Below are 19,954 nucleotides of genomic sequence, written 5' to 3'. Positions count from 1 at the left end.
GTCGCGACCGATTCCCTCAGAACTTCGCCTTGACCGTCAGCATGGCGTTGCGTTCCTCGCCGTAGAAGTTGAAGACCGAAGTCGAGCCGACACGCGCGTAGTATTTTTCGTCGAAGAGGTTGTTGATCTGCAGCTTCGCCTCGAGATTGTCGTTGATCTCGTAGCCGAATTTGAGATCGACCACTTCATAGCCCGGAGCCTCGATCGTGGTCGAGCCGCTGACAGCCGAGAAGTCGCTGTAGATCTTGACGCCGCCGCCGATCGACAGGCCGTCATACCAGGCGTCGGCCTGGCGGAAGGTGTAGTCGGTCCAGAGCTGTACCTGGTGTTCGGGCGTGTAGGGGCTGAAGACCGAACCGGCGGCGCTGCCGTTGAGATATTCGGTCTGGGTGTAGGTGTAGCCCGCCTGCACCTGCCAGTTCGGCAGAAGTTCGCCGGCGATCTCCATTTCGATGCCGCTCGCCTCGACCTCGCCGAGGGCGACGTAGTTTCCGCCGGTGTCCTGTTCGGCCCGGTTCTTGTCGCGCAGATTGAAATAAGCGAGCGTGGCGTTGAGCGTCCCGCCGAAGAATTCGCCCTTGAAGCCCGCCTCGTACTGGCGCCCCTCGCGCGGATCGAGAAGGTCGCCATTGCCGTCGAAATAGGTCTGCGGCTGGAAGATTTCCGTGTAGCTCGCATAGGCGGAAATCTCCTCGGTGAGATCGACGACCGTGCCGAGATAGGGCGTGAAGTGGTGGTCGAACTCGATCTCGTCCTGGGTCGCGCCGGTCAACAGGTTTTCAGTCGAGGAATCGTACCAGCTGACGCGGCCGCCGCCGATCAGCGTCATTCGATCGATCGGCTTGATGCGCAGCTGTCCGTAGATGCCGGTCTGCTCCTGATCGCTGTCGGTCTGGCTGGTGTAGTCGACGGTCGGCTCGGCGATCGCGGAGGCGTTCCAGTTGTAGAGATTGCGGGTTCCCGGGATCATGCCGGAAGCGCTCAGGAGCGTGGTGTCGATCTTGCGGTAGTCGGCGCCGAGGAGAACGTTGTGCTCCTGGCCGAACAGCGTGAACGGCTTGGAGACGAAGGCGTCGAGCGCCAGCGACTTTTCCTCGAAGTCGCGGCCGATCCAGCGGATGCCGGTGACGTTGCCGTTCTGGTCGGCGGCGCTTCCCGCCCAGCCATAGAGGAAGTCGGCATCGCGGACGGAATAGCGCAGTGCGACGCGAGCGTGGCCGCCATCGTCGAACTTGTGCTCCACCTCGGCGATATAGTCGTCGACATTGTTGTCGAAGCTGTTCCAGTCGGCGCCGGTATAGGTCGAGCGGTCGATGTCGATCAGCGAGCCGTCGGCATAGGTCGGCAGGCCGTTGAACGGCGTGATGTCGCGTTCGAGATGGCTGAGGATGACGGTCGCGGTGGTCTGTTCGGTGAGGTCAACCGACACGGTGCCATAGGCGACGCCGGACTGGTTGTCGACGACGTCGACCATGTTGTCGCCGTCCTGAAAGGCGCCGACGATGCGGCCGCGGATGGTTCCGGCGTCGTTGAGCGGGCCGCCGATGTCGAACTCGCCGCGCCCGGTGTTCCAGGAACCGTACTGACCTTCGAGATAGCCCTGCCACTCGTCAGGCGCCTTCTTCAGGGCCATGTTGATGGCGCCGGCAGGCTCGCCGGTGCCGCCGAACAGACCCGAGGGCCCGCGCAGAACCTCGATGTGGTCGACGATGGCAAGGTCCGGCTGGGTGCCGTAGACGCTCGACAGGGGCGCAGGCAGGCCGTCGAAATAGAGCGAATCGAACTCGAAGCCGCGGGAGAGGATGCTCGAGCGGCCATTGTCGTTGTTGAGGACGACGATGCCGGGCGTCTCGCGCAGCGCGGTGTCGAGCGAGGTATATCCGCCGTCCTCGATCCGTTCGCGGGTCAGGACCGTCGTCGACTGCGGGATCTCGCGCGGCGACCGGGCTTCCTTCTCGCCGACGCTGATCAGGTCGGTCGTATAGCTCTTGCTTCCCTCGGTGGTGTAGCTTGACCCCTCGACGGTGACGGTCTCGAGGTCGATCGTCGAACCGGCGTCCTGCGCCGCGCCCGCACCGATCCAGCCTCCGCTCGCCAGACTCGTGCCAACGAGCAGCCTCAGCACCGTCTTGCGGCTGCGCCGCGGATCGAAACTGCCCATTTTGATAAACCCCCTCGGACTCGGAAACGGCTTGACCCGGAAGGGGTCTTGCACCGCCGCACTAAAACTTGTCATCTGTGGTCATGTTTTACGAAGGAGCTGAGGCCGGAACCAGCGCAGGCCGTTTGCGGACGTGTCAAAGAGCTTTGCGACCGGTGCAGCGGCGGCGCGGGCCGCGAACATGGCGAGAATGTGTTGCCTTCATGTCACGGCCGTCCGCCGTGCTGCGGGAGGTCCGCTGTTCCAGGCTCGAATCCGGTGTGGCACGATGATGGGTATGCCATTCGATCTCGACGACGAGACCATCGCCGCCAGCCGGATTGCCGACGCGTCCGCGCTTGTCGGCAAAGGGTTTGCGTGGCGTCGCAGCGGACAGGTCGGCGACGGAGCGGCGCTGAAGGGACACTACCGGCTGACCGAGCTGCGGCCGGGCCTCGTGCTGCATTCTTCCGACACGACCGAGCTCGTCGATCTCGAGACGCGCATCGAGCAGCGGCCCGGGGTTACTTTCTATCTCTTCCTGCAAGGGGCCGTCGACGCCGCGATCGATGGCAGCCCGATCATCCCGGCCGGCGAAGGCGACGGCGGAACCGTCCGCGCCGCGGTCATGGCGCGCACCCGCCCGACGGTGTTTACGCGGCGTTCGCGGCGGGGCGAGCACCTGCGCAAGGTCAATGTCACGATATCCCACGAATGGCTGGCCGATTGCGGACTCGCCGACCCGTTGCGGGCGCCGCGCGTCGCCGAATTCTGCCGGACCCATCTTGCGCGGCACGGCTGGCGCCCGAGCAACAGCATGATCGCGATCGGCGAGCAGATCCTACGGCCCCCGTCATACGAACCCGCCTTGCAGCGGCTCTATCTGGAAAGCCGTGCGCTGGAACTCGTCGCCGAGGGCTTTGGCCAGCTCGGTGCGCGTCGCGCCTGCTGGGCCATCGGCCATGTCGGCTCGCGCGATCTGCATCGGATGCGCCGGATCGAGGAGTGCCTGCGCGAATTCGCCAATCCGACGCTGGACGAGATCGCCGCCGCGACGGGGACGAGCGTCAGCACGCTGCAGAGGCTCTTCCAGGCCGTCCACGGCATGAGCGCCTTCGACTACATCCGCCGACGCAATTTGACCCGTGCCCGGCGTGCCATCGAGCACGAAGGCCTGAGCGTGGCGGAAGCCGCGCATCTCGCCGGCTACCGCAGCGCCGCCAATTTCTCGACGGCGTTCAAGCGGCATTTCGGCGTATCGCCTAGAAGCGTGCGGTAGGCGGCGACCGGGCTGCCGCAACCGTGCCCGCCTTCGGGGCGGAGGCCGCGACGGGCTTGCCCCCGCCCAGCAGGGCGATCGACGATCAGTCCTCGAACTTCTCCGTCGTGTCGGCCTTTCCGCGGACCCAGTAGCCGGACGCCTTGAACCAGGTTTTCGGATGGGCTCGCTCTTCGAGAAGGACGCTGCGGAGCGCCCGCACCACGGACGCCTCGGCCGCGATCCAGACGAAGCAATCCGGTTCGATCTCGATCGTGCGAAGGGCGGCGAGCAGCGCTTCGGGATCGTCGGCGCGCTCGAGCGGCCGGTGGACCCAGTGCGCGTGGAGATCGGCGGCCGTCTCGAAATTCTGCTTGTCGGCCGGTTCGGGCACGGCGACGAGGCTGACGATCGAAACGCCCGGTCCGGCCTCCTCGATCCGCCGGCCGATCGCCGGCAATGCGGTCTCATCGCCGATCAGCAGGAAGCGCCGGACGCTCTCTTCGATGACGAGCGAGCCCCGGGGCCCGCCGATCGTCAACGCGTCGCCGACCTTCGCGGACAACGCCCAGGCGGTGGCCGGGCCGGCCTCGTGGACGGCGAAATCGAGGGTCAGCTCGTTGCGCCGCGCGTCGTAATGGCGCGGGGTGTAGTCCCGCCGCTCGGCCTCCGCCCCGTCTTCGCCCGGAAGGAAGATCTTCACGTGGTCGTCGGCCCCAAGGCTCGTGAAGCCTCGAAGCTCCTCGCCGCCGAGGACGATCCTCAGCATCGCAGGGCTCAGGCGCTCGGTGGAGACCACCGAAAGCTGGCGGCGCCGCAATTCGTGGCGCACGCGCCTTGTCGGAGCGGTTGCCGGAGAGGCCGCCACGGGCTCATGCAGGTTCATGTCTGGATGTCCTTTTCCAAAGAGATCTCGGCAGATAGAAAGTCACATGCGCCCGACCGTGGCCGCCGCCTCGCGGATCGCGCCGGCGATCCGTTCGACCGTCGCGGCGTCGGACGGGTCGGCGGCGAGCCGGGCGCGAAGGGCGCGCTTCAGCTCGCCCATCGCGGCGAGGATCGGTTCGGGAATGTCGCCGCGGCCGATTTCGCCGCGTGCGACACGCTGCAAGATCGCCTCCACACGCTCCTGGTGTTCCTGAAGGAACAGGCGCCCGGCCTCGGAAACCTCGTAGCGCTTGCGACCCGCGCTTTCGGGCGAGAGCAGGATGAGCCCGCCATCCTGGAGCCAGGCAAGGGTCGGATAGATCAGGCCCGGGCTCGGCGAATAGCGGCCTTCGAAGCGTTCCTCGATCGTCTTCATCAGCTCGTAGCCGTGGCTCGGCTTCTCCATGAGCATGACGAGGACGAGGAGGCGAAGGTCGCCATAGTCGAACGGGCCGCCGCGCCGGCCCCGGCCGCCACGCCCGGCATGCGGGCCGCGATGCTGGCGCCCCTCCGCATTGCCGGAAGCCTCGCCATCGCGGTCAAGTCCCTGGCTGTGGCCGTGGCGAGGGCCGGCCCTGCCATGATCCCGCTCCGCCTTGAGCATCTAGCGCGAGCCTTCGCGGCGCAAGCTCGGCCCGTCATTGACGATCCGGCGCATCTCGATCTCCTTTTTCTAAATGCCGATACATCCCGATATATGTTGAGGACAAGTATCAATATATTTCCGCCCTCGATCGGAGAGGCATGCGGATGCGCCAGGAAATCGAACTGACCTTTGCCGGGCGCCCCTACCGCGTCGTGCTTCGCCGGATCGGGATGACGCCCCGCTCCCTCTGGCCCGCGGCTTTCGTCCTCGATGCCGACCAGTTCTTCGAGATGGCGGAGGAAACCGCGCTGGCGGCGGGCTCCTCCCGGCTGCTCGTCGGGATCGGCCTGCCGGAGCGCGACGGGCAGACCCGCATCCTGCGTCGATATTTCGAGCTGACCGATGCGGCTGGCGCCGAGACGTTTCCGCTGCGTCCGGGCCACCCGGTCCCGCAGACCGGCGGCGAGCGGCTGTTTGCGGGTTTCCTGCGGACGCGGCTGCTGCCCTTCCTGGCCGAGCACGCTCCGGTGGCGGCGGGATCGAGCGCGGTCTTCGGCCATTCCCTGGCAGGGCTTTTCGTGCTTCGGGCCTTCCTGCGCCGGGACCTGCCGATCGCCGATTTCTTCGCCGCCGATCCTTCGGTCTGGTGGAACCGCCATCGGGTGATGCAGGAACTCGGCGAGACCCTGGCGGGCCTTTCCATCCATCCGGCGAAGGACACGCGCCGCCTGACGATTCTCGCTGCCGGTCGCCGGCAATGGCGCGCCGGCCTCTCCGGACAGGATCGGCGCGATCTCGAAGCGATACGCGCGGGTCCGAATGGGATCGATTTCGGCACCCGGCTTCGCGATGCCGGCCACGCCCATGTCACCACGCTTTTCCTGCCGCAGGAAACGCATGGTTCGATCGTCGCACCCGCATTGCGCCAGTTCTTCGCATCAACCGCCAGGGGCGACGGCGAGGAGCCGCGGTGAAAGGCGCGAGCGTCGCTGCGTCCCTTCTCCGATCGTCGCGCCCGCCTGTCGGCCAGTGCCGGAAACATCTTCCGGTTTAATATCTTGCTACCTCCCCAGGCGGCCGGGGATGTCCGTCGCCGAGCCGAGCCGAGCCGTGCCGTGCGATCGGCAGGCTCCGCATGCAGAGCGAAATATTGACATTGTCAGTCAACTTTTGCGATGTCGGCCGCGAGGATGCATCTCCGCAGGAAGGACCGACCATGACCCCAATCGTTCGTCGCGCTGCTGGGAGGCGGCCCTCTTCCCTGATGCGCAAGGCGTTCCGGTCGCTGGCGGCCGCGGGCCTTGCGGGACTTCTCGCCAGTGCTCCCGCGCTTGCCCAGGAAGACGCCGGGGCAACGGTCAGCGTCGAGACCGCGACCGGCGAAAGAAGCGTTCCGCACGCGCCGAAGACCGTCGTCGCCTTTGATCTCGCCACTCTCGACACGCTTGACGCGCTCGGCGTCGACGTGGCCGGTGCGCCGACGGCTCCCTATCCGGGCTATCTGTCCAAATATGCCGAGGACGACGTCACAAAGGTCGGATCGCTGTTCGAAGCCGATCTTGAAGCCGTTGCGGCATTGCGGCCCGACCTCATCATCACCGGTGGGCGTTCGAGCAGCCAGACGAAGGCGCTCTCCCAGGTGGCGACGACCATCGACATGTCGGTCGATCAGACCGATTTCCTCGTTTCGGCTCTCGTCCGCGCCCGTGCGCTCGGCAGGATCTTCGACAGGCAGGACGAAGTCGAGGCGCGGATCGCCAGACTCGAAAGCACGATCGCGACGCTTAAGACCGAGACCGAAGGCCGGGGCAAGGGCCTGATCGTCCTGACCACCGGCAACCGGATGAGCGCCTTCGGCCCCGGCTCGCGCTTCGGCATCCTTCACGGCGCCTTCGGTGTCGCCCCGGCCGACAGCAATCTTGACGTCGCCAATCACGGCGAGGCGATCTCCTTCGAATATATCGCGAAGACCGACCCCGACTGGCTCTTCGTGATCGACCGCGACGCCGCGATCGGCCGGAGCGCCGCCGCCTCGATGCTGAAGAACGAACTGGTCGAGAACACGAAGGCGTGGAAAAGCGGCCAGGTCGTCTATCTCGACCCTGCCACCTGGTATCTCTCGAGCGCCGGCCTCACCGCCCTGCAACGCAATGTCGACCAGCTCTCCGAGGCGTTCGCGAAGGCCGAGTGAGCGTGACAAGAGGCACGCGGAATGAACCTGTCGCGGGCGCCGCGCATCGCCGCCCCCCGCCTGCGGCGAAAGTCCCGCACACCCGGCCGACCATGTCCGATAGCCGCCTCCTGAGCCTTGGCTGTCTCGGCCTCGGCCTTCTCTTCGTTGCGAGCCTCTTCGTCGGTGCGGGCGATCTCTCCTTCGCCTCGGTTTGGAGCGGAGGGGTCGACGGCGAAGCGCTGCGCCTCCTTCTCGTCAGCCGGCTGCCGCGCACTGCCGCGGCGACCCTCGCTGGCGGGAGTCTCGCCGTCGCCGGGCTTCTCATGCAGATGCTGTCGTCGAACCGCTTCGTCGAACCCTCGACGATTGGCACGACCGAAGCGGCCGGGCTCGGCATGGTGGTGGTCACGCTTCTGGCGCCGGGGGCGCCCGTCCTCGCCAAGGCGCTGGTCGCGGCCATGTTTGCCATTGCCGGCACAGCCGTCTTTCTCGCCCTCATTCGCCGGCTGCGGCTGAAGAGCGGCCTGCTCGTTCCGCTGGTCGGTCTGATCCTTGCCGGTATCATCCAGTCGGCCGCCCATTTCCTCGCCTATCGGACCGACCTCCTGCAGTCGCTCGCCGCCTGGAGCAGCGGCGACTTCTCGATGGTTCTGAAAGGTCGCTACGAACTCCTATGGATCGGCGCCGCGCTGGGGGCGGTCGCGCTCTTTGCGGCCGATCGCTTCACCCTCGCGGGCCTTGGCCGCGACGTCAGCGTCAATCTCGGCCTCGCCTATGAGCGGGTGGTCGCCATCGGCCTCGTCATCGTCTCGCTGATTGCCGCGGTGACCGTCGCCACCATCGGCTCGATCCCCTTCGTCGGTCTCGTGGTGCCCAATCTCGTGACCATGACGATGGGCGACAACGGCCGGCGCATCGTCCCGTTCGTCGCCTTGTGGGGTGCCACGCTCGTCCTCGGCTGCGACGTTCTCGGCCGCATCCTGCGCTATCCCTACGAGATCCCGGTGGGTGTCATCATGGGTGTCGCGGGTTCGGTCTTGTTCCTCATCCTGCTTGCGGGGCGGAGGACGGCGCATGGCTGATGTCGCCGATAAGCAGGTTCATGGCGTGCGCCGGCGCCGGGAGGTTCACTCGGGGCGGGCCGCCGCGCGCGGTCCGGCGCGCACGCTGTTGCTTCTGGTGCTCCTTGCCATTGCCTGCTGCGCGATCTTCATGACCATCGGGGCCCATGGCAACTGGTCCTTCGTCTTGCCGTTCCGGGCGCCGAAGCTTGTCGCGATGATTCTCGTCGGCCATGCCATCGCCCTGTCGACTGTCGTCTTCCAGACGCTGTCCGGCAACCGCATCCTCACCCCTTCCATCATGGGCTTCGATGCACTTTACGGCCTGATCCAGACCCTGATGGTGGCCTTCGCGGGAACGCTCTTTGCGACCGGCGCAGAGACGATGTCGCTGTTCCTCGCCCAAACCCTCGCGATGATCGGCTTTGCGCTCGCCCTCTACGGCACTCTGCTCGGCAAAGGGGCCCACGACCTTCACAGGCTGCTCCTCGTCGGGGTCATCGTCGGGGTGCTGTTCCGCTCGCTTTCCGGTTTCCTCCAACGTCTGATCGACCCGAACGCCTTCGTCGTCCTGCAGGACAGGCTCTATGCGAGCTTCAGCACGATCGAGACCGATCTTCTGGCCGTGGCGGCAGTTCTGATTGGTCTCGTCACCCTGTCCTTCTGGCGCCTCCTGCCGCAGCTCGACGTGCTGGCGCTCGGCCGCGAAACCGCGACCTCGCTCGGGGTCGACCCGGTCGCCCTGACGCGGCTCAGCCTCGGCCTGATCGCCGTACTCGTCTCCGTCTCGACCGCGCTCGTCGGCCCGGTCACCTTCTTCGGCCTGCTCGTCGCGAGCCTCGCCGTCTCTCTCGTCGGTTCGCGCCGGCATGCCGAAACCCTTGTCGCCGCCTCGCTGATCGCGGTGATCTGCCTCGTCGGCGGCCAGACGCTTCTCGAACGCGTGTTCCACTTCGACACGGCCCTCGGCATCGTCATCGAGTTCCTCGGCGGCATCGTCTTCCTGGCCATCGTCGTCAAGCGGGGAATCCGATGATCGAAGCATCGTCTTTGACCAAGCTCTACGGCGACAGCCGCGTCGTCGACCGCGCCTCGCTGACCCTCGATTCGCCGGGCGTCACCGCCATCATCGGTCCCAACGGAGCCGGCAAGTCGACGCTTTTGTCGATGATAGCGCGGCTGCTGCCGATCGACGAGGGAAAGGCATTCGTCGACGGACTCGACGTCACGCGGACGGCCGGCGACGAGCTGGCGCGGCGGATTTCCGTCCTGAGGCAGGAGAACGGGCTGATGGCCCGGCTCACCGTGCGCGACCTCATCGGCTTCGGCCGGTTTCCCCATTCGAAGGGGCGGCTGACCGCCGCGGATCACGCCAAGGTCGACGAGGCTCTCGCCTTTCTCGACCTCGTGCCTTTCGCCGATCGGTTTCTCGACGAGCTTTCGGGCGGGCAGCGCCAGCGCGCCTTCGTCGCCATGGTGCTCGCCCAGGACACACGGGCGATCCTGCTCGACGAGCCGCTGAACAATCTCGACATCCGCCACGCCGTCGCGATGATGCGGCTCGTGCGCAAGGCGGCCGACGATCTCGGCAAGATCGTCGTCGTCGTCCTGCACGACATCAACTTCGCCAGCTGCTTCGCCGATCGGGTCGTCGCCATGCGCGAGGGCCGGATCGTCGTCGACGGCCCGGTGGACACCGTGGTGACGGAAGAGACCATCGAGGCGGTGTTCGGCCTACCCGTGATGGTGCGCGAGATCGAGGGCCAAAGGACCTGCCTGTTCCGCCGGTGAAGCACGGAAGCGGTTTTCGGTGCGGTGAACGGGATTTCCGGTTCGCCGTCCGCTCGCGCGGGCGGTGATTCACATGCGCTCGATCGCGGACGAACCAGTCTGCTTCCGCTGGAGGGGTCCTCTCGGAGGCGTCCTGTTGAGCCATTGGAGCAGGAGAGAGCGAAACACGCCGGACCAGTCAGCGGCGCTTCAGGGTCAGGTGCAGATCGGCGGCCTTCCGCCAGCCAATGCTCTGAAGCGATCAAGGGAACACGGTCCGCAATGTTCGCTGAATCCGGGCGCGGCGAACAGGCCGGCTCGGTCCTCGGGAACGCTGCGGACCTACTGACAGCGACTGTTTCGCCGTGTCGCCTGGGCAGGCAGAGACACCGCGTCGCCGTTCATGTCATGCATTTCGGCCTGTGAACGGTCCGGAACGGCACCTTCAGCGGTTTCAGCAGCTTGTGAGGAAAAATGGTGGGCCCGGAGGGACGCGATCCCAATCCAAATCCCTGCAATGAATTCAACATCTTAGAGATCGCAGCGTCTCCAATGTTATGCAGTCTGTACTGGAGTTGCAAGTCGACCAGTGCCAAGAATGCGAGGTCCGCCCCCTACGGTGGCTCTCTGGCGTCGCAGCGCCAAGCTGAGATGCCGGCCGCCAAGCCAGCGATGTCTCGGAAGGTGTCGGCCATCGCCAACAGGTCCGGCATCTTGAACGTCTGGACGAGCGCCAGAAGAACGGCTCGGTCGACTTGGTTGGCCACCTTGGTTCGGGAGATTTCGATTACCGTCCCGAAGGTGCAATGCGGGAAGAGGCGATAGTCGACGCTGTTCGTGCGGGCCATGTGGCGGGGATGAAGCCCGCGCGTGATCTCGGCGGCCAGGAACTCGTCGATCGTGCGAACCGGCGGAGCGGTCGAAGCGCTTTCACTGGCCTCTCGGTATTCTTACCCGGCGCCGATCGGCATGGGGTCACGCTGACAAGCCTCTGAAAACGCCGGGTAGCGAATCGGGGTTGGGGTCATGCCGTCGTGCCGAAACACAACCGCCGAAAGCGCGATCGCTATCTGCGTTCGGTGCGCCGCTCGAGGCCGCAGGGGCGTTCGGCGCGGAGATTGAGGTCGTTCCGGTCGAGGTCGCCGAGGCGATCTCGAAGCGAACCTCTCTCCTTATGCTGTCGATGGAGCAGGTACCGGCTGCGACGCGCAATATCTGTTCGCGGAAGACGTTCTCGGGCAAAACAGAGACGACATGCCTCGTCATTCCAAGGTGTACAGAAATTTTGCCGCTGAGTTTGATCGGCTACAGGCCGAAAGGGTCGCCGCCTTCCGTGAGTTTGCGGTTGATGTCGAAGCAAAGGCTTATCCTGAGGACCGCCACATCGTCCGGATGGATCCTCAGGAACTCGATCGGTTCATGGAAAAGGTTGACAACATCTGATTGGACTCGTCACGGGAAAGTGGCTCTTGCGCAGGTTGTGTGGGTTCATGGTTTTGAAGAAGGTTTTGGCCATGGAATTGTCGAGCAGTTCCTCTTGCCGGACATCGAGATCAGGATGCTACCGCCGGTGGGCTCGCTGGCACGCTATAACTCCGACGCTGACCGAGACTACACACTGAGCAACCGGCGCATCTCCTCCAGCCGCTCCATGGCGATTACCCCGTCGGCGATGGTCGGCGCGGCCGTCGTCTCGCCCTTCAACGCCGGAACGACGTCGGCAAGAAGCGCGTGATAGCCCTTGTAGTCCTCGTTCGCCGCGGCGGTGAAGTTCGGCTTCCAGGTCAGCGTGTCCTCGGTGTCGAGGAGGCTCGCCTCGGGATCTCCGACCTTGAAGGGCGGATTGCGGTTCCAGCGGATCTCGACGACGTCCTCGACCTCGATGCGCTGGTGATCGCCCATGATCTCGATCCGCTCGACCGGCGCGCCACGGCTTTGGGCGGTGCCCATGGCGATTGTGCCGATCGCCCCGCAGGCGAAGTCGAAGCCGACATGGAAGAGGATGCGGCCCGGCGTCTTCTCGACCTTGCGCGCGTTCATGCCGACGACTGGTGAGACGAGATGCGAGACGAGGTCCATGTAGTGGACGCAGTGGTGGAGAAGGAAGCCGGTATAGTCGACATTCCCCGCGAAATAGCCGGGCGCCGTCATGTAATAGCCGGTGAGGCCGAGGATATCGCCGAAGCGGCCGGACGTCAGGATGTTCTTGGCGATCTTGTTGCCGACCGAATAGCGCTTCATGAAGCCGAGGAGGAGCGGCTTGCCGGCCCTCTCGGAAGCGTCCCGCAGCTGCCGCGCGCCGGCTGCCGTTCCCGACGGCGGCTTTTCCATGAAGACGGGCAGACCGCGCTCCAGGGCCGCAAGGCCGAAGGCGAGATGCTGGTCCGGCCCGACCGCCATGCCGACGGCGTCGAGGCCGGGCGTTTCGATCAGCGCTCTTGCATCGGTGGTGAGCGTTTCGACGCCGAACTGGCGCCCGGCCGCGGCGAGCCGCCCGGCATCGATGTCGCAGAGTGCGGCGATCTCGACATCGTGGCGGACGAGCTGCGGCAGCAGCATCTGCGTCGCATGAATGCCACAGCCGATCCAACCGATCTTCAAGGTCATCGTCTGTATTCCGTCAGTTCGAGATGGGAGCGGATGAAGGCGGCGCTGGCGGCAAGCCGCGCGTCCTCGTCCTCATGCGGGGGCCGCCACTGCGCGAAGGGAACGCCGAAGCGGTCGTCGTTGCGGCGGAAGGGTTCGAGCGAGACCGGACCGGCATAGCCGACCTCGTGCAGCGCACGGCAGACCGACACCCAGTCGGTGGCGCCGGTGCCGGGGAAGCCGCGATGGTTCTCGTTCGCCTGGAAGTGGACGAGCCTCTGGCCGCCGAGCCGGATCGCCTCGGCGATGTCGGCTTCCTCAATATGCATATGGAAGGTGTCGAGCATCAGCGCGACGGCGGGGTGGTCGACCGCCTCCAGGAGTTCCATCGCCTGCTGGGTGGTCTGCAGGACATCGCTTTCGAAGCGGTTGAGCGGCTCGATCGCCAGCGTGATCCCCGCGGCCTTTGCGTGGTCGCCCGCTGCCTCGAGGCCGACGACGCAGCGCTCCTTGCGGGCGAGGCGCTCGTCCTCGGCGACCGGGGCGGGCGGCCGGCCGGCGAAGACGAGCGGATTGCCGGTCAGCGGCCCGCCGACGATGGTAGCGCCGAGTTCGGCGGCGCAGTCGGCGGTGTAGCGCAGATAGTCGATGCCGGCGCGGTGGGCGGCGAGGTCTTTGGAGGCGAGGTTGCGTTGCAGGTTGACGCGAGCGGCAAGGACGACGCCGAGGCCGGAGCCCCGAAGCGCCGCAGCCGTCTCCTTCAGGTCGAGTTCGCCAACCTCAGGCACCAGGAGTTCGACGAAGTCGAAGCCCTGTCGCTTCATCGCGTCGAAGAACCGGAAGTGCTCGGCCGTGAACGGTCGGGCGTATTGCATCGAGATCAGACCGATCGGATTCATGGGCATTGTCCGCTGGAGTAAGGAAGAAAGAGGCGGGCCATCATCCCTTGACGGCGCCCTGCGTCAGCCCGCCGACGAGGCGGCGCTGGACGACGAGGAAGAGGATGGTGACGGGCAGGGCGCCGACGACGCCGCCGGCCGCGAGCAGGCCCCATTCGATCTGGTATTCGCCGATCAGCGTCTGGATCGCGACCGTGACCGTGCGCACGTGCCGCCCGCCGAGGGTGAGGGCGTAGAGATATTCGTTCCAGGAGGTGATGAAGATGTAGATGCCGGTCGAGATGATGCCGGGGAGCGCGAGCGGCAGCACGACGCGCCTGAGCGCCTGGAGCCGCGAGCAGCCGTCGATCATCGCCGCCTCGTCGAGGCTCTTGGGAATCGCGCCGATATAGCTCGTCAGCATCCAGACCGCGAAGGGGATGGCGACGGTGGAATTGGCGATGATCAGCGCGAGATGGGTGTCGAGCAGGCCGAGGCGCCGCATCAGCGTGAACAGCGGCAGGATCAGGAGCACGACCGGGAACATGTTCACCAGGAGGAACTGCAGCATCAGGACGCGGCGGCCGAAGAAGCGGAAGCGCGAGAAGGAATAGGCCGCGGTCACAGAGACGACGAGGCCGAGAACGACCGTGCCGAGCGCGACGACCAGGCTGTGGCCCATATTGCCGAGAAAGTCGGTATGGGCGAGGAGCCGGACGTAATTGTCCGGCCCCCATCCCGCGGGCGAGAACGAGACGCCCTTCGCGATGATCGCCGACGAGGGCGTCAGCGAAGTCAGGATCATCCAGGCGAACGGGCCGATGGCGAGGAGGACGACGAGCGCGACCGGGATGTGCGTCGTCAAAAGCCGTTTCAGGAAGCCGTCGCGCTTCATCGTTCGACCTCCCGCATGGTCCTTGCGATATAGATTGCGACGAGCGCGCCGAGGATGACGGTGAAGGTGACGGCGATTGCCGAGCCGTAGCCGAAGTCGAGGTTCTGCCGGGCCTTGACGAAGGCGAAGAGCGGCAGCGTGTAGGTGGAATAGCCGGGACCGCCGCCGGTCATGACGAAGATGACGTCGATCGAATTGGCGACCCAGATCGTGCGCAGGAGCCCGGCGGTGGCCAGGATCGGCCCGATGCCGGGCAGGGTGATGTGGCGGAACTGCCGCCAGGCGCTGGCGCCGTCGATCGCCGCCGCCTCGTACTGGCTCTTCGGGATGCCCTGCAGGCCGGCGAGGATCATCACTGCGAAGAAGGGAAAGCCCTGCCAGGTCAGCGTCGCGATGACTGCGTAGAGCGCGACATCGGGATCGGCGAGCCAGGGGATCGCGGCGCGGACGATGTCGAGGCGCAGGAGGAGGTCGTTGAGGATGCCGATGTTCGGGTCGTAGATCCAGCGCCACATCAGCGCGATGACGACGCTCGGCAGCGCCCAGGGGATGATCACCAGCGCCCGGGCGAGGCCGCGCCAGGCGAACTCCCTGTTGAGGAGCAGCGCGGCGACGAGGCCGAGGCCCATCTGCAGCGGCACGGTGAGGCCGATCCACAGCGCCGTCTGCCAGAGCGAGGTCCAGAACACCGGATCGTTGAACAGCTTCACGAAGTTGGCGATGCCGACGAACTTCGCCGCGTTCGGCCGGAACAGGACGTAGTCGTAGAAGCTCGTCACCAGCGCCTCGACCATGGGCGCGAAGACGATGATCAGGACGACCACGACGGCCGGCGTCAGCAGCGCATAGGGGAGAAGCGCGCCGCGTCGCGGGCGTTTGCGGCCGCCAGGATTCGGCGCCTCGAGCGCGAGCGCGTCGTTGATGCTGGACATGTCGGGTCCCGTGAACTGTGAAGGCGAGACGGTCGCCTCGGCCGGCCGAGGAATGGAAACGCCGCGGGGGCGCTTCCATTCGATCGCATCACTCGGTGAAGATGCCCTGGAGCTTCTCCATCATCGCCTCGGCGGTGATCTGGCCGGTCAGCGCCTGCTGCATCGCCGTCTGCCACTCGGTGTTGACGAAGTCGGCGGTCGCCGAGGTCTGCGGCAGGACATGCGCGAAGGGCAGCGAGTCCACCGTCGCCTCGACGAAGCGCTTGGGATGGCCGTCATAGGTCTTCGACCCGGTCTTGGTCACCGGCATCTGGCCGGTCGCCTTGACGAAGGCGACGTTGTTCTCCGGCTCGGCCAGGAAGGAGATCCACTTCCAGGCCGCGTCCTTGTGCTCGGAAGCCGAGAAGATCGCGAGCGACTCGTCACCATAGGACGTCCAGGCCGTGCCGTCGCACTTCGGCACCGGCACCGCCGAGACCTTGTCGCCCAGCGCCGCGACGAGGTCGTTGGCCGAGCCGATATGGTGGATGGTCATCGCCGTCTTGCCGGATTTGAAGGCGCCGATGATCTCCTGGAAGCCGTCGTTCGGCGCCGAGGGCGGGATCGACTTGTCCTTTTGGAACATGTCGACCAGCCACTGGTTCGCCTTGATTGCCTCGGGCGTCGTCAGGCCGCCCGGCTCGAGCTTGGCGCCGCGCGAGAGGACGAAGGTGCCCCACTGGTCCCAGCCGCCCTTGCCGCCGCGAAAGCCGAAGCCATAACGGTCGGGCGCCTTGGTGAGCGCCTTGGCGTCCCGGCGGAACTCCTCGCAGGTCTTCGGCGGCTCGAGACCGGCCTCCTTGAAGAGGTCGGCGCGGTAGTAGAGGTAGAGCACGACATACTGGATCGGAAGGTAGAATTGCTTGCCCTGCGGCCCGGCATTGAGGCTCAGGAGATTGTCGAGAAGCTCCTTCTTGCCGTCCCACGCCTCGATCCGGTCGCCGATCGGCTCGAGCGCGCCCATCTCCACGAGCCGCGGCTGGGCGAAGAGCTTGACCATCGCCGCATCCGGGGCGTTGCCCCCGACGATCGCGGTGTAGAGATTGTCGTAATAGCTGTTCCAGGGAACGTTGTCGGCCTCGACGGTGATGTCGGGGTTCTGCTTCTCGAACTTCTCCACGAGACCCGACATCGGGTTTTCGGGATTGTCGAAATGGTACCAGAACCGGACCGTCTCGGCGTTCGCCTGGCCAAGGCCCAGCCCCGCGACGAGTGCCGCGGCGGCTGCGGCGAGCTTCAGTTTCTGTTTCGACATCATTTTCCTCCCTGTTGTCGATCGATCAGCTGTGGTCGCGCACGAACCGGCCGGCGGCGGCGATCGCCTCCCGTGCCGCGGCCAATTCGTGCGTCATCTGCAGGAAGCCGTGGACGACGCCCGGCACGATTTCGGCTTTCTCGGAGCGCCCCGCATCGGCAAGCCGCGCCTGAAGGGCCAGCGTGTCGCTGAGCAGCGGGTCGACGCCCGCGGCCATCAGGTGGAGCGGCGGCAGGGCCGCGAGCTCCGTCCGCTCGGCGAAGGCCGGGCAGGCCAGCGCATCGCCGCGCATGTCCCGGTTGCCGACATAGAAGCGCCAGTAGCGCTGCATCTTCGCCCGCGTCAGTCCCGGACCTTCGGCGAAGAAGCGGAAGGACGGGCTTTCGAAATCGGCGTCGTAATTGCCGTAGAAGAGCAGGGCACCTGCGGCTCCGACCGGCCGATCCGCGCGCATCTCGTGAATGAGTGAGGCGAGGGCGAGGTTGGCGCCCGCCGAGTCGCCGGCAAGGAAGAGCGGCCCGGGCGGCACGTCTGCTGTCTCGGCAAGCCGCGGCAGGGCGCGCAGTGTCGCCACCACGTCGGTGAGGCCGGCGGGATAGGGATGCTCGGGTGCCAGCCGATAGTCCGGCAGCAGCACCGCAAGGCCGGATTCGGCGGCAAGCAGCCGCGCGGCGCGCTCGTGCGTCTCGGGGCTGCAGAAGGAAAAGCCGCCGCCATGCACGAAGACGACGAGGCCGGGACGCGCGTCGAGCGGAACATGCAGCCAGCATCGGATCGCGGGCCCGCCGAGCGCCGCATCCGCCGGCACGCCGAGATTCCTCGACACCGCCATTTCCGGCAGGTCGACATTCCAGCGGCGATTGCCGGCGGCGGCGAGGCGGCGCCCCTCGGCCGGCGGCAGCGTCGTCGGATCCGCCTGCGGCCCGTCCTGCCGGGCAACACGATCCATCAGCGCGGCCATGTCCGGCGCAAGTTCGGCCGAGAGGGCGATGGGCCCCGTCATTCCGGCGATTCCGGAAAAACCGTCGGGCCGAAGTCGACGATCGTCGCGATGTGGTGGAACAGGGCGGTCTTGGCGGCCGCCGCGTCGCCGGACCGGATCGCCGTGACGATCGGTTCGTGCCGGCGCGCCGTCTGGACGAGGTCGCGCGGCCCCTCCGACTGCGAGATCTTGTAGCGGTGGTTATGGACGAGGCATCGGCGCAGGATCGGCTCCAGGGCCGTCAGCCGCGCCTCGGAGAACAGCCGCTGGTGAAAGTCGCGGTCGATCGAGGCGAGTTCGAGCTCGTCCTCCGCCTCAGCCGCCGCGATCATCGCGGCGACCATCTCCTCAATCTCGGCGACGAGGGTCCGGCCCGGATGCTCCATCGCCCGGGCGATGCCGCGGCATTCGATCGACTGGCGGATGCGAAACAGCTCCACCGCCTCGTCTTCGGTGCAGTCGGAAACCTGCGTGCCGCGATAGCCGTGCCTGAGGACGAGCCCCTCGTCCTGCAATTGCAGCAGCGCCTCGCGGATCGTGCCCTGGCTGCAGCCGAAGCGTTCGGCGAGTTCGAGTTCCACGAGACTCTCCCCGGGGGCGAGGCTGCCGAGCATGATATCCCGCTTCAACGCCGCGAAGGCCGCGGTCGACTTGCCCGACGCCGGACGGCCCCGCCCGATCCTGCGGATCGGCGTCGCGAAGGCGCGCGGGGTGGGGGCAGTTCGGACCAAAGCTCTCGACCTTCTTGCAATCGATATCGTTATCATTATTGATAATGGTCAGGTCGTCAAGCCGGCCTCTGACGAAGCTGGGAGGAGCACCATCGTGGCAGCCATCGAATTGCGGAACCTGCGCAAGGATTACGGGTCCGTGAACGTGATCCGCTCGATCTCCCTGGCGATAAAATCCGGCGAGTTCGTCGTGCTGGTCGGTCCGTCCGGCTGCGGCAAGTCCACCCTCCTGCGGATGTTGGCGGGCCTTGAGGAGATCACCGACGGCGACCTCGCCATCGGCGGCCGGCCGGTCGGCCACCTGCCGCCTGCCGAGCGCAACGTGGCGATGGTCTTCCAGGACTATGCGCTCTATCCGCATATGAGCGTGGCCGAGAACATGGGTTTCGGGCTGAAGATGCGGGATGTCGCACAGCAGGAGATCGACGCCCGCGTGTCCGACGCGGCGGCGGTTCTGAAGCTTGACCCCTATCTCGACCGGCGGCCGGGCCAGCTGTCCGGCGGGCAGCGCCAGCGCGTCGCCATGGGTCGCGCGATCGTGCGCAAGCCGGATGCCTTCCTGTTCGACGAGCCGCTGTCGAACCTCGACGCCGCGCTGCGCGTGGAGATGCGGCTGGAGATCGCCAAGCTGCATCGGCGCATCAAGGCGACGACCGTCTATGTGACGCACGACCAGGTCGAGGCGATGACGCTTGCCGACAGGATCGTGGTGATGAACGGCGGCGATGTCGAACAGGTGGGCGCGCCGCTCGATTTGTATCGGTCCCCGGCGACACTCTTTGTCGCGCAGTTCATCGGCAGCCCCACCATGAACGTCCTCGAGTGTCCGGTCCTTGCCACCCGGGGTGATCGGCTCGTCTTAGAGGTTCCCGCCGGGCGCGCCGAGATCCCTTCGGGCGGTGCGCAGGCGCCGAACGGACGGGTGACGCTAGGCATCCGGCCGGAAGGCCTCGTGCCATGCGCTCCGGAAGAGGCCTGGTTCTCTGGCACCCTCAGCGTGGTCGAGCGGTTGGGCAGCCAAACCTTCGGCTATCTCGACATCGGGCGCGACAGGATGATCACAGTCGAACTGCCGCGTGATAGTCGGGTGGAAATCGGCGAAAGCCTCAGCGTCGCGGGCAGCGCCGCGCACGCTCATCTCTTCGATGCGGCCTCCGGGGAGCGGCTTGCCTCCCACGGTCATGAGCCTCTTTTGAAGGCGTGCACAGCGTGATCGAATGAGGCGCTTCCGCGCCCATGTCGAACGGTTGCGATCAAACCTGAGCTTCACATGAGCGGCCGTTCCCTGCAGCCCCGATCCTAGATTCAAGAGGGCGGAAAGCGGATCTTTAGCAGCGAATTCAACGAAGATGACCAGGGCGACAAGGGAACTTGAGTGCCGCAGATCGCGGTTCGTTGAGGCGGCAAGGCGGGAGTCTAAGCCGGCAAGGTCGGCAGGCTGATGGTCAGAGCATGCTCGGCGCCGTCGATCCGGACGCGGAGCGCGCCGTCTTCCACTGGCGCATCGACGCCATCGAGCACTGCGCGGACGACCGTCGATCCCGAGACATCGCGATTGTCCACGCTCACCCGATAGCAGGTGTTGCCCATACGGATCGTCGCCGAAAAGCCCGGCCATGCCTGGGGAATGCGCGGGGCGATGGTCAGGAATTCGCCGTCTTTGCGGATGCCGAGAATGCCTTCGACGCCGGCGCGATACATCCAGCCGGCGGCGCCGGTGTACCAGGTCCAACCGCCTCGG

General features: G+C 66.1%; 19 protein-coding genes and 1 pseudogene. 8 read left to right on the top strand and 12 right to left on the bottom strand.

Annotated elements, in window-relative coordinates:
• Positions 1-16: 16 nt before the first annotated feature.
• On the bottom strand, positions 17-2,161 hold the full coding sequence (locus tag LH400_RS18600) for a TonB-dependent siderophore receptor (protein ID WP_229154634.1): 2,145 nt from the start codon (positions 2,159-2,161) through the stop codon (positions 17-19).
• A gap of 277 nt (positions 2,162-2,438) precedes the next feature.
• Here LH400_RS18600 and LH400_RS18595 point away from each other — a divergent pair, with 277 nt between their 5' ends.
• Complete coding sequence (locus tag LH400_RS18595) at positions 2,439-3,419, top strand: helix-turn-helix transcriptional regulator (protein WP_229154632.1); 981 nt, start codon at positions 2,439-2,441, stop codon at positions 3,417-3,419.
• An 85-nt stretch (positions 3,420-3,504) separates the two neighbouring features.
• Here LH400_RS18595 and LH400_RS18590 read toward each other — a convergent pair whose 3' ends face one another.
• Positions 3,505-4,284 (bottom strand): siderophore-interacting protein, encoded by a 780-nt coding sequence (locus LH400_RS18590; RefSeq protein ID WP_229154630.1) that lies wholly within the window; start codon positions 4,282-4,284, stop codon positions 3,505-3,507.
• Positions 4,285-4,326: 42 nt separating this feature from the next.
• Complete coding sequence (locus tag LH400_RS18585) at positions 4,327-4,929, bottom strand: PadR family transcriptional regulator (RefSeq protein ID WP_229154628.1); 603 nt, start codon at positions 4,927-4,929, stop codon at positions 4,327-4,329.
• A gap of 146 nt (positions 4,930-5,075) precedes the next feature.
• On the opposite strand from LH400_RS18585, the gene LH400_RS18580 reads away from it, so the two are divergent.
• The 5 genes from LH400_RS18580 to LH400_RS18560 all read left to right on the top strand — a co-directional run bounded on the left by LH400_RS18580 (position 5,076) and on the right by LH400_RS18560 (position 9,936).
• Positions 5,076-5,885: an alpha/beta hydrolase gene (locus LH400_RS18580; RefSeq protein ID WP_229154626.1), complete on the top strand. Its 810-nt coding sequence runs from the start codon at positions 5,076-5,078 to the stop codon at positions 5,883-5,885.
• A gap of 290 nt (positions 5,886-6,175) precedes the next feature.
• A complete protein-coding gene (locus LH400_RS18575) occupies positions 6,176-7,102 on the top strand; it encodes a siderophore ABC transporter substrate-binding protein (RefSeq protein ID WP_370638436.1) in 927 nt (308 codons plus the stop codon).
• A 92-nt stretch (positions 7,103-7,194) separates the two neighbouring features.
• Positions 7,195-8,166 (top strand): ABC transporter permease, encoded by a 972-nt coding sequence (locus tag LH400_RS18570; RefSeq protein WP_229154623.1) that lies wholly within the window; start codon positions 7,195-7,197, stop codon positions 8,164-8,166.
• Positions 8,159-9,181, top strand: coding sequence for an iron chelate uptake ABC transporter family permease subunit (locus LH400_RS18565; protein WP_229154622.1), 1,023 nt, complete (start codon positions 8,159-8,161; stop codon positions 9,179-9,181). Before LH400_RS18570 ends, LH400_RS18565 begins: the two co-directional genes overlap by 8 nt.
• Positions 9,178-9,936, top strand: a complete 759-nt coding sequence (locus tag LH400_RS18560; protein WP_229154621.1) for an iron ABC transporter ATP-binding protein — start codon at positions 9,178-9,180, stop codon at positions 9,934-9,936. The genes LH400_RS18565 and LH400_RS18560 overlap by 4 nt, the downstream gene beginning before the upstream one ends.
• A 593-nt stretch (positions 9,937-10,529) precedes the next feature.
• On the opposite strand, the gene LH400_RS18555 is transcribed toward LH400_RS18560, so the two are convergent.
• A complete protein-coding gene (locus LH400_RS18555) occupies positions 10,530-10,763 on the bottom strand; it encodes a hypothetical protein (RefSeq protein ID WP_229154620.1) in 234 nt (77 codons plus the stop codon).
• 239 nt (positions 10,764-11,002) lie between these two features.
• Between LH400_RS18555 and LH400_RS18550 the strand changes: the two are divergent.
• Positions 11,003-11,358, top strand: a pseudogene (locus tag LH400_RS18550) (3-methyl-2-oxobutanoate hydroxymethyltransferase); the annotation flags it as partial.
• A gap of 168 nt (positions 11,359-11,526) precedes the next feature.
• Here the strand turns inward: LH400_RS18550 and LH400_RS18545 are convergent.
• From LH400_RS18545 to LH400_RS18515, 7 genes are all read right to left on the bottom strand, one after another.
• Positions 11,527-12,522: a Gfo/Idh/MocA family protein gene (locus tag LH400_RS18545; RefSeq protein WP_229154619.1), complete on the bottom strand. Its 996-nt coding sequence runs from the start codon at positions 12,520-12,522 to the stop codon at positions 11,527-11,529.
• The gene (locus LH400_RS18540; RefSeq protein WP_229154618.1) at positions 12,519-13,400 is read right to left on the bottom strand and encodes a sugar phosphate isomerase/epimerase family protein; all 882 of its coding nucleotides are present in this window, start codon (positions 13,398-13,400) and stop codon (positions 12,519-12,521) included. The genes LH400_RS18545 and LH400_RS18540 overlap by 4 nt, the downstream gene beginning before the upstream one ends.
• Positions 13,401-13,440: 40 nt before the next feature.
• Positions 13,441-14,274: a carbohydrate ABC transporter permease gene (locus LH400_RS18535; protein WP_229154617.1), complete on the bottom strand. Its 834-nt coding sequence runs from the start codon at positions 14,272-14,274 to the stop codon at positions 13,441-13,443.
• Positions 14,271-15,206: a carbohydrate ABC transporter permease gene (locus LH400_RS18530; protein ID WP_229154615.1), complete on the bottom strand. Its 936-nt coding sequence runs from the start codon at positions 15,204-15,206 to the stop codon at positions 14,271-14,273. Before LH400_RS18530 ends, LH400_RS18535 begins: the two co-directional genes overlap by 4 nt.
• A gap of 88 nt (positions 15,207-15,294) precedes the next feature.
• A complete protein-coding gene (locus LH400_RS18525) occupies positions 15,295-16,500 on the bottom strand; it encodes an ABC transporter substrate-binding protein (protein WP_229154613.1) in 1,206 nt (401 codons plus the stop codon).
• Positions 16,501-16,525: 25 nt separating this feature from the next.
• Positions 16,526-17,503 carry an alpha/beta hydrolase gene (locus LH400_RS18520; protein WP_229154611.1) on the bottom strand — a complete coding sequence of 326 codons (978 nt, stop codon included), beginning with the start codon at positions 17,501-17,503 and terminating at the stop codon, positions 16,526-16,528.
• Positions 17,500-18,096: a GntR family transcriptional regulator gene (locus LH400_RS18515; protein WP_229154609.1), complete on the bottom strand. Its 597-nt coding sequence runs from the start codon at positions 18,094-18,096 to the stop codon at positions 17,500-17,502. Before LH400_RS18515 ends, LH400_RS18520 begins: the two co-directional genes overlap by 4 nt.
• 211 nt (positions 18,097-18,307) lie before the next feature.
• Here LH400_RS18515 and LH400_RS18510 point away from each other — a divergent pair, with 211 nt between their 5' ends.
• Positions 18,308-19,426, top strand: coding sequence for an ABC transporter ATP-binding protein (locus tag LH400_RS18510; RefSeq protein WP_229154865.1), 1,119 nt, complete (start codon positions 18,308-18,310; stop codon positions 19,424-19,426).
• Positions 19,427-19,629: 203 nt separating this feature from the next.
• Here LH400_RS18510 and LH400_RS18505 read toward each other — a convergent pair.
• Positions 19,630-19,954, bottom strand: a 325-nt coding sequence (locus LH400_RS18505; RefSeq protein ID WP_229154608.1) for a glycosyl hydrolase family 65 domain-containing protein, incomplete at its 5' end; no start/stop codon positions are given.

It is taken from the genome of Jiella soli (assembly GCF_020615385.1).
GTDB lineage: Bacteria > Pseudomonadota > Alphaproteobacteria > Rhizobiales > Rhizobiaceae > VKMB-3413.
The sequence above is the reverse complement of the archived record's forward strand: the minus strand, read 5'-3'. Positions and strand labels throughout refer to the sequence as shown.

What these genes read in the sequence shown, in the direction of transcription:
- LH400_RS18560 (WP_229154621.1), top strand. Translation starts at nt 9,178, where the DNA reads ATGATCGAAGCATCGTCTTTGACCAAGCTCTACGGCGACAGCCGCGTC.
- LH400_RS18530 (WP_229154615.1), bottom strand. Translation starts at nt 15,206, where the DNA reads ATGTCCAGCATCAACGACGCGCTCGCGCTCGAGGCGCCGAATCCTGGC.
- LH400_RS18535 (WP_229154617.1), bottom strand. Translation starts at nt 14,274, where the DNA reads ATGAAGCGCGACGGCTTCCTGAAACGGCTTTTGACGACGCACATCCCG.
- LH400_RS18570 (WP_229154623.1), top strand. Translation starts at nt 7,195, where the DNA reads ATGTCCGATAGCCGCCTCCTGAGCCTTGGCTGTCTCGGCCTCGGCCTT.
- LH400_RS18545 (WP_229154619.1), bottom strand. Translation starts at nt 12,522, where the DNA reads ATGACCTTGAAGATCGGTTGGATCGGCTGTGGCATTCATGCGACGCAG.
- LH400_RS18520 (WP_229154611.1), bottom strand. Translation starts at nt 17,503, where the DNA reads ATGACGGGGCCCATCGCCCTCTCGGCCGAACTTGCGCCGGACATGGCC.
- LH400_RS18565 (WP_229154622.1), top strand. Translation starts at nt 8,159, where the DNA reads ATGGCTGATGTCGCCGATAAGCAGGTTCATGGCGTGCGCCGGCGCCGG.
- LH400_RS18575 (WP_370638436.1), top strand. Translation starts at nt 6,176, where the DNA reads ATGCGCAAGGCGTTCCGGTCGCTGGCGGCCGCGGGCCTTGCGGGACTT.
- LH400_RS18585 (WP_229154628.1), bottom strand. Translation starts at nt 4,929, where the DNA reads ATGCTCAAGGCGGAGCGGGATCATGGCAGGGCCGGCCCTCGCCACGGC.
- LH400_RS18595 (WP_229154632.1), top strand. Translation starts at nt 2,439, where the DNA reads ATGCCATTCGATCTCGACGACGAGACCATCGCCGCCAGCCGGATTGCC.
- LH400_RS18590 (WP_229154630.1), bottom strand. Translation starts at nt 4,284, where the DNA reads ATGAACCTGCATGAGCCCGTGGCGGCCTCTCCGGCAACCGCTCCGACA.
- LH400_RS18580 (WP_229154626.1), top strand. Translation starts at nt 5,076, where the DNA reads ATGCGCCAGGAAATCGAACTGACCTTTGCCGGGCGCCCCTACCGCGTC.
- LH400_RS18515 (WP_229154609.1), bottom strand. Translation starts at nt 18,096, where the DNA reads ATGCTCGGCAGCCTCGCCCCCGGGGAGAGTCTCGTGGAACTCGAACTC.
- LH400_RS18600 (WP_229154634.1), bottom strand. Translation starts at nt 2,161, where the DNA reads ATGGGCAGTTTCGATCCGCGGCGCAGCCGCAAGACGGTGCTGAGGCTG.
- LH400_RS18525 (WP_229154613.1), bottom strand. Translation starts at nt 16,500, where the DNA reads ATGTCGAAACAGAAACTGAAGCTCGCCGCAGCCGCCGCGGCACTCGTC.
- LH400_RS18540 (WP_229154618.1), bottom strand. Translation starts at nt 13,400, where the DNA reads ATGAATCCGATCGGTCTGATCTCGATGCAATACGCCCGACCGTTCACG.
- LH400_RS18555 (WP_229154620.1), bottom strand. Translation starts at nt 10,763, where the DNA reads ATGGCCCGCACGAACAGCGTCGACTATCGCCTCTTCCCGCATTGCACC.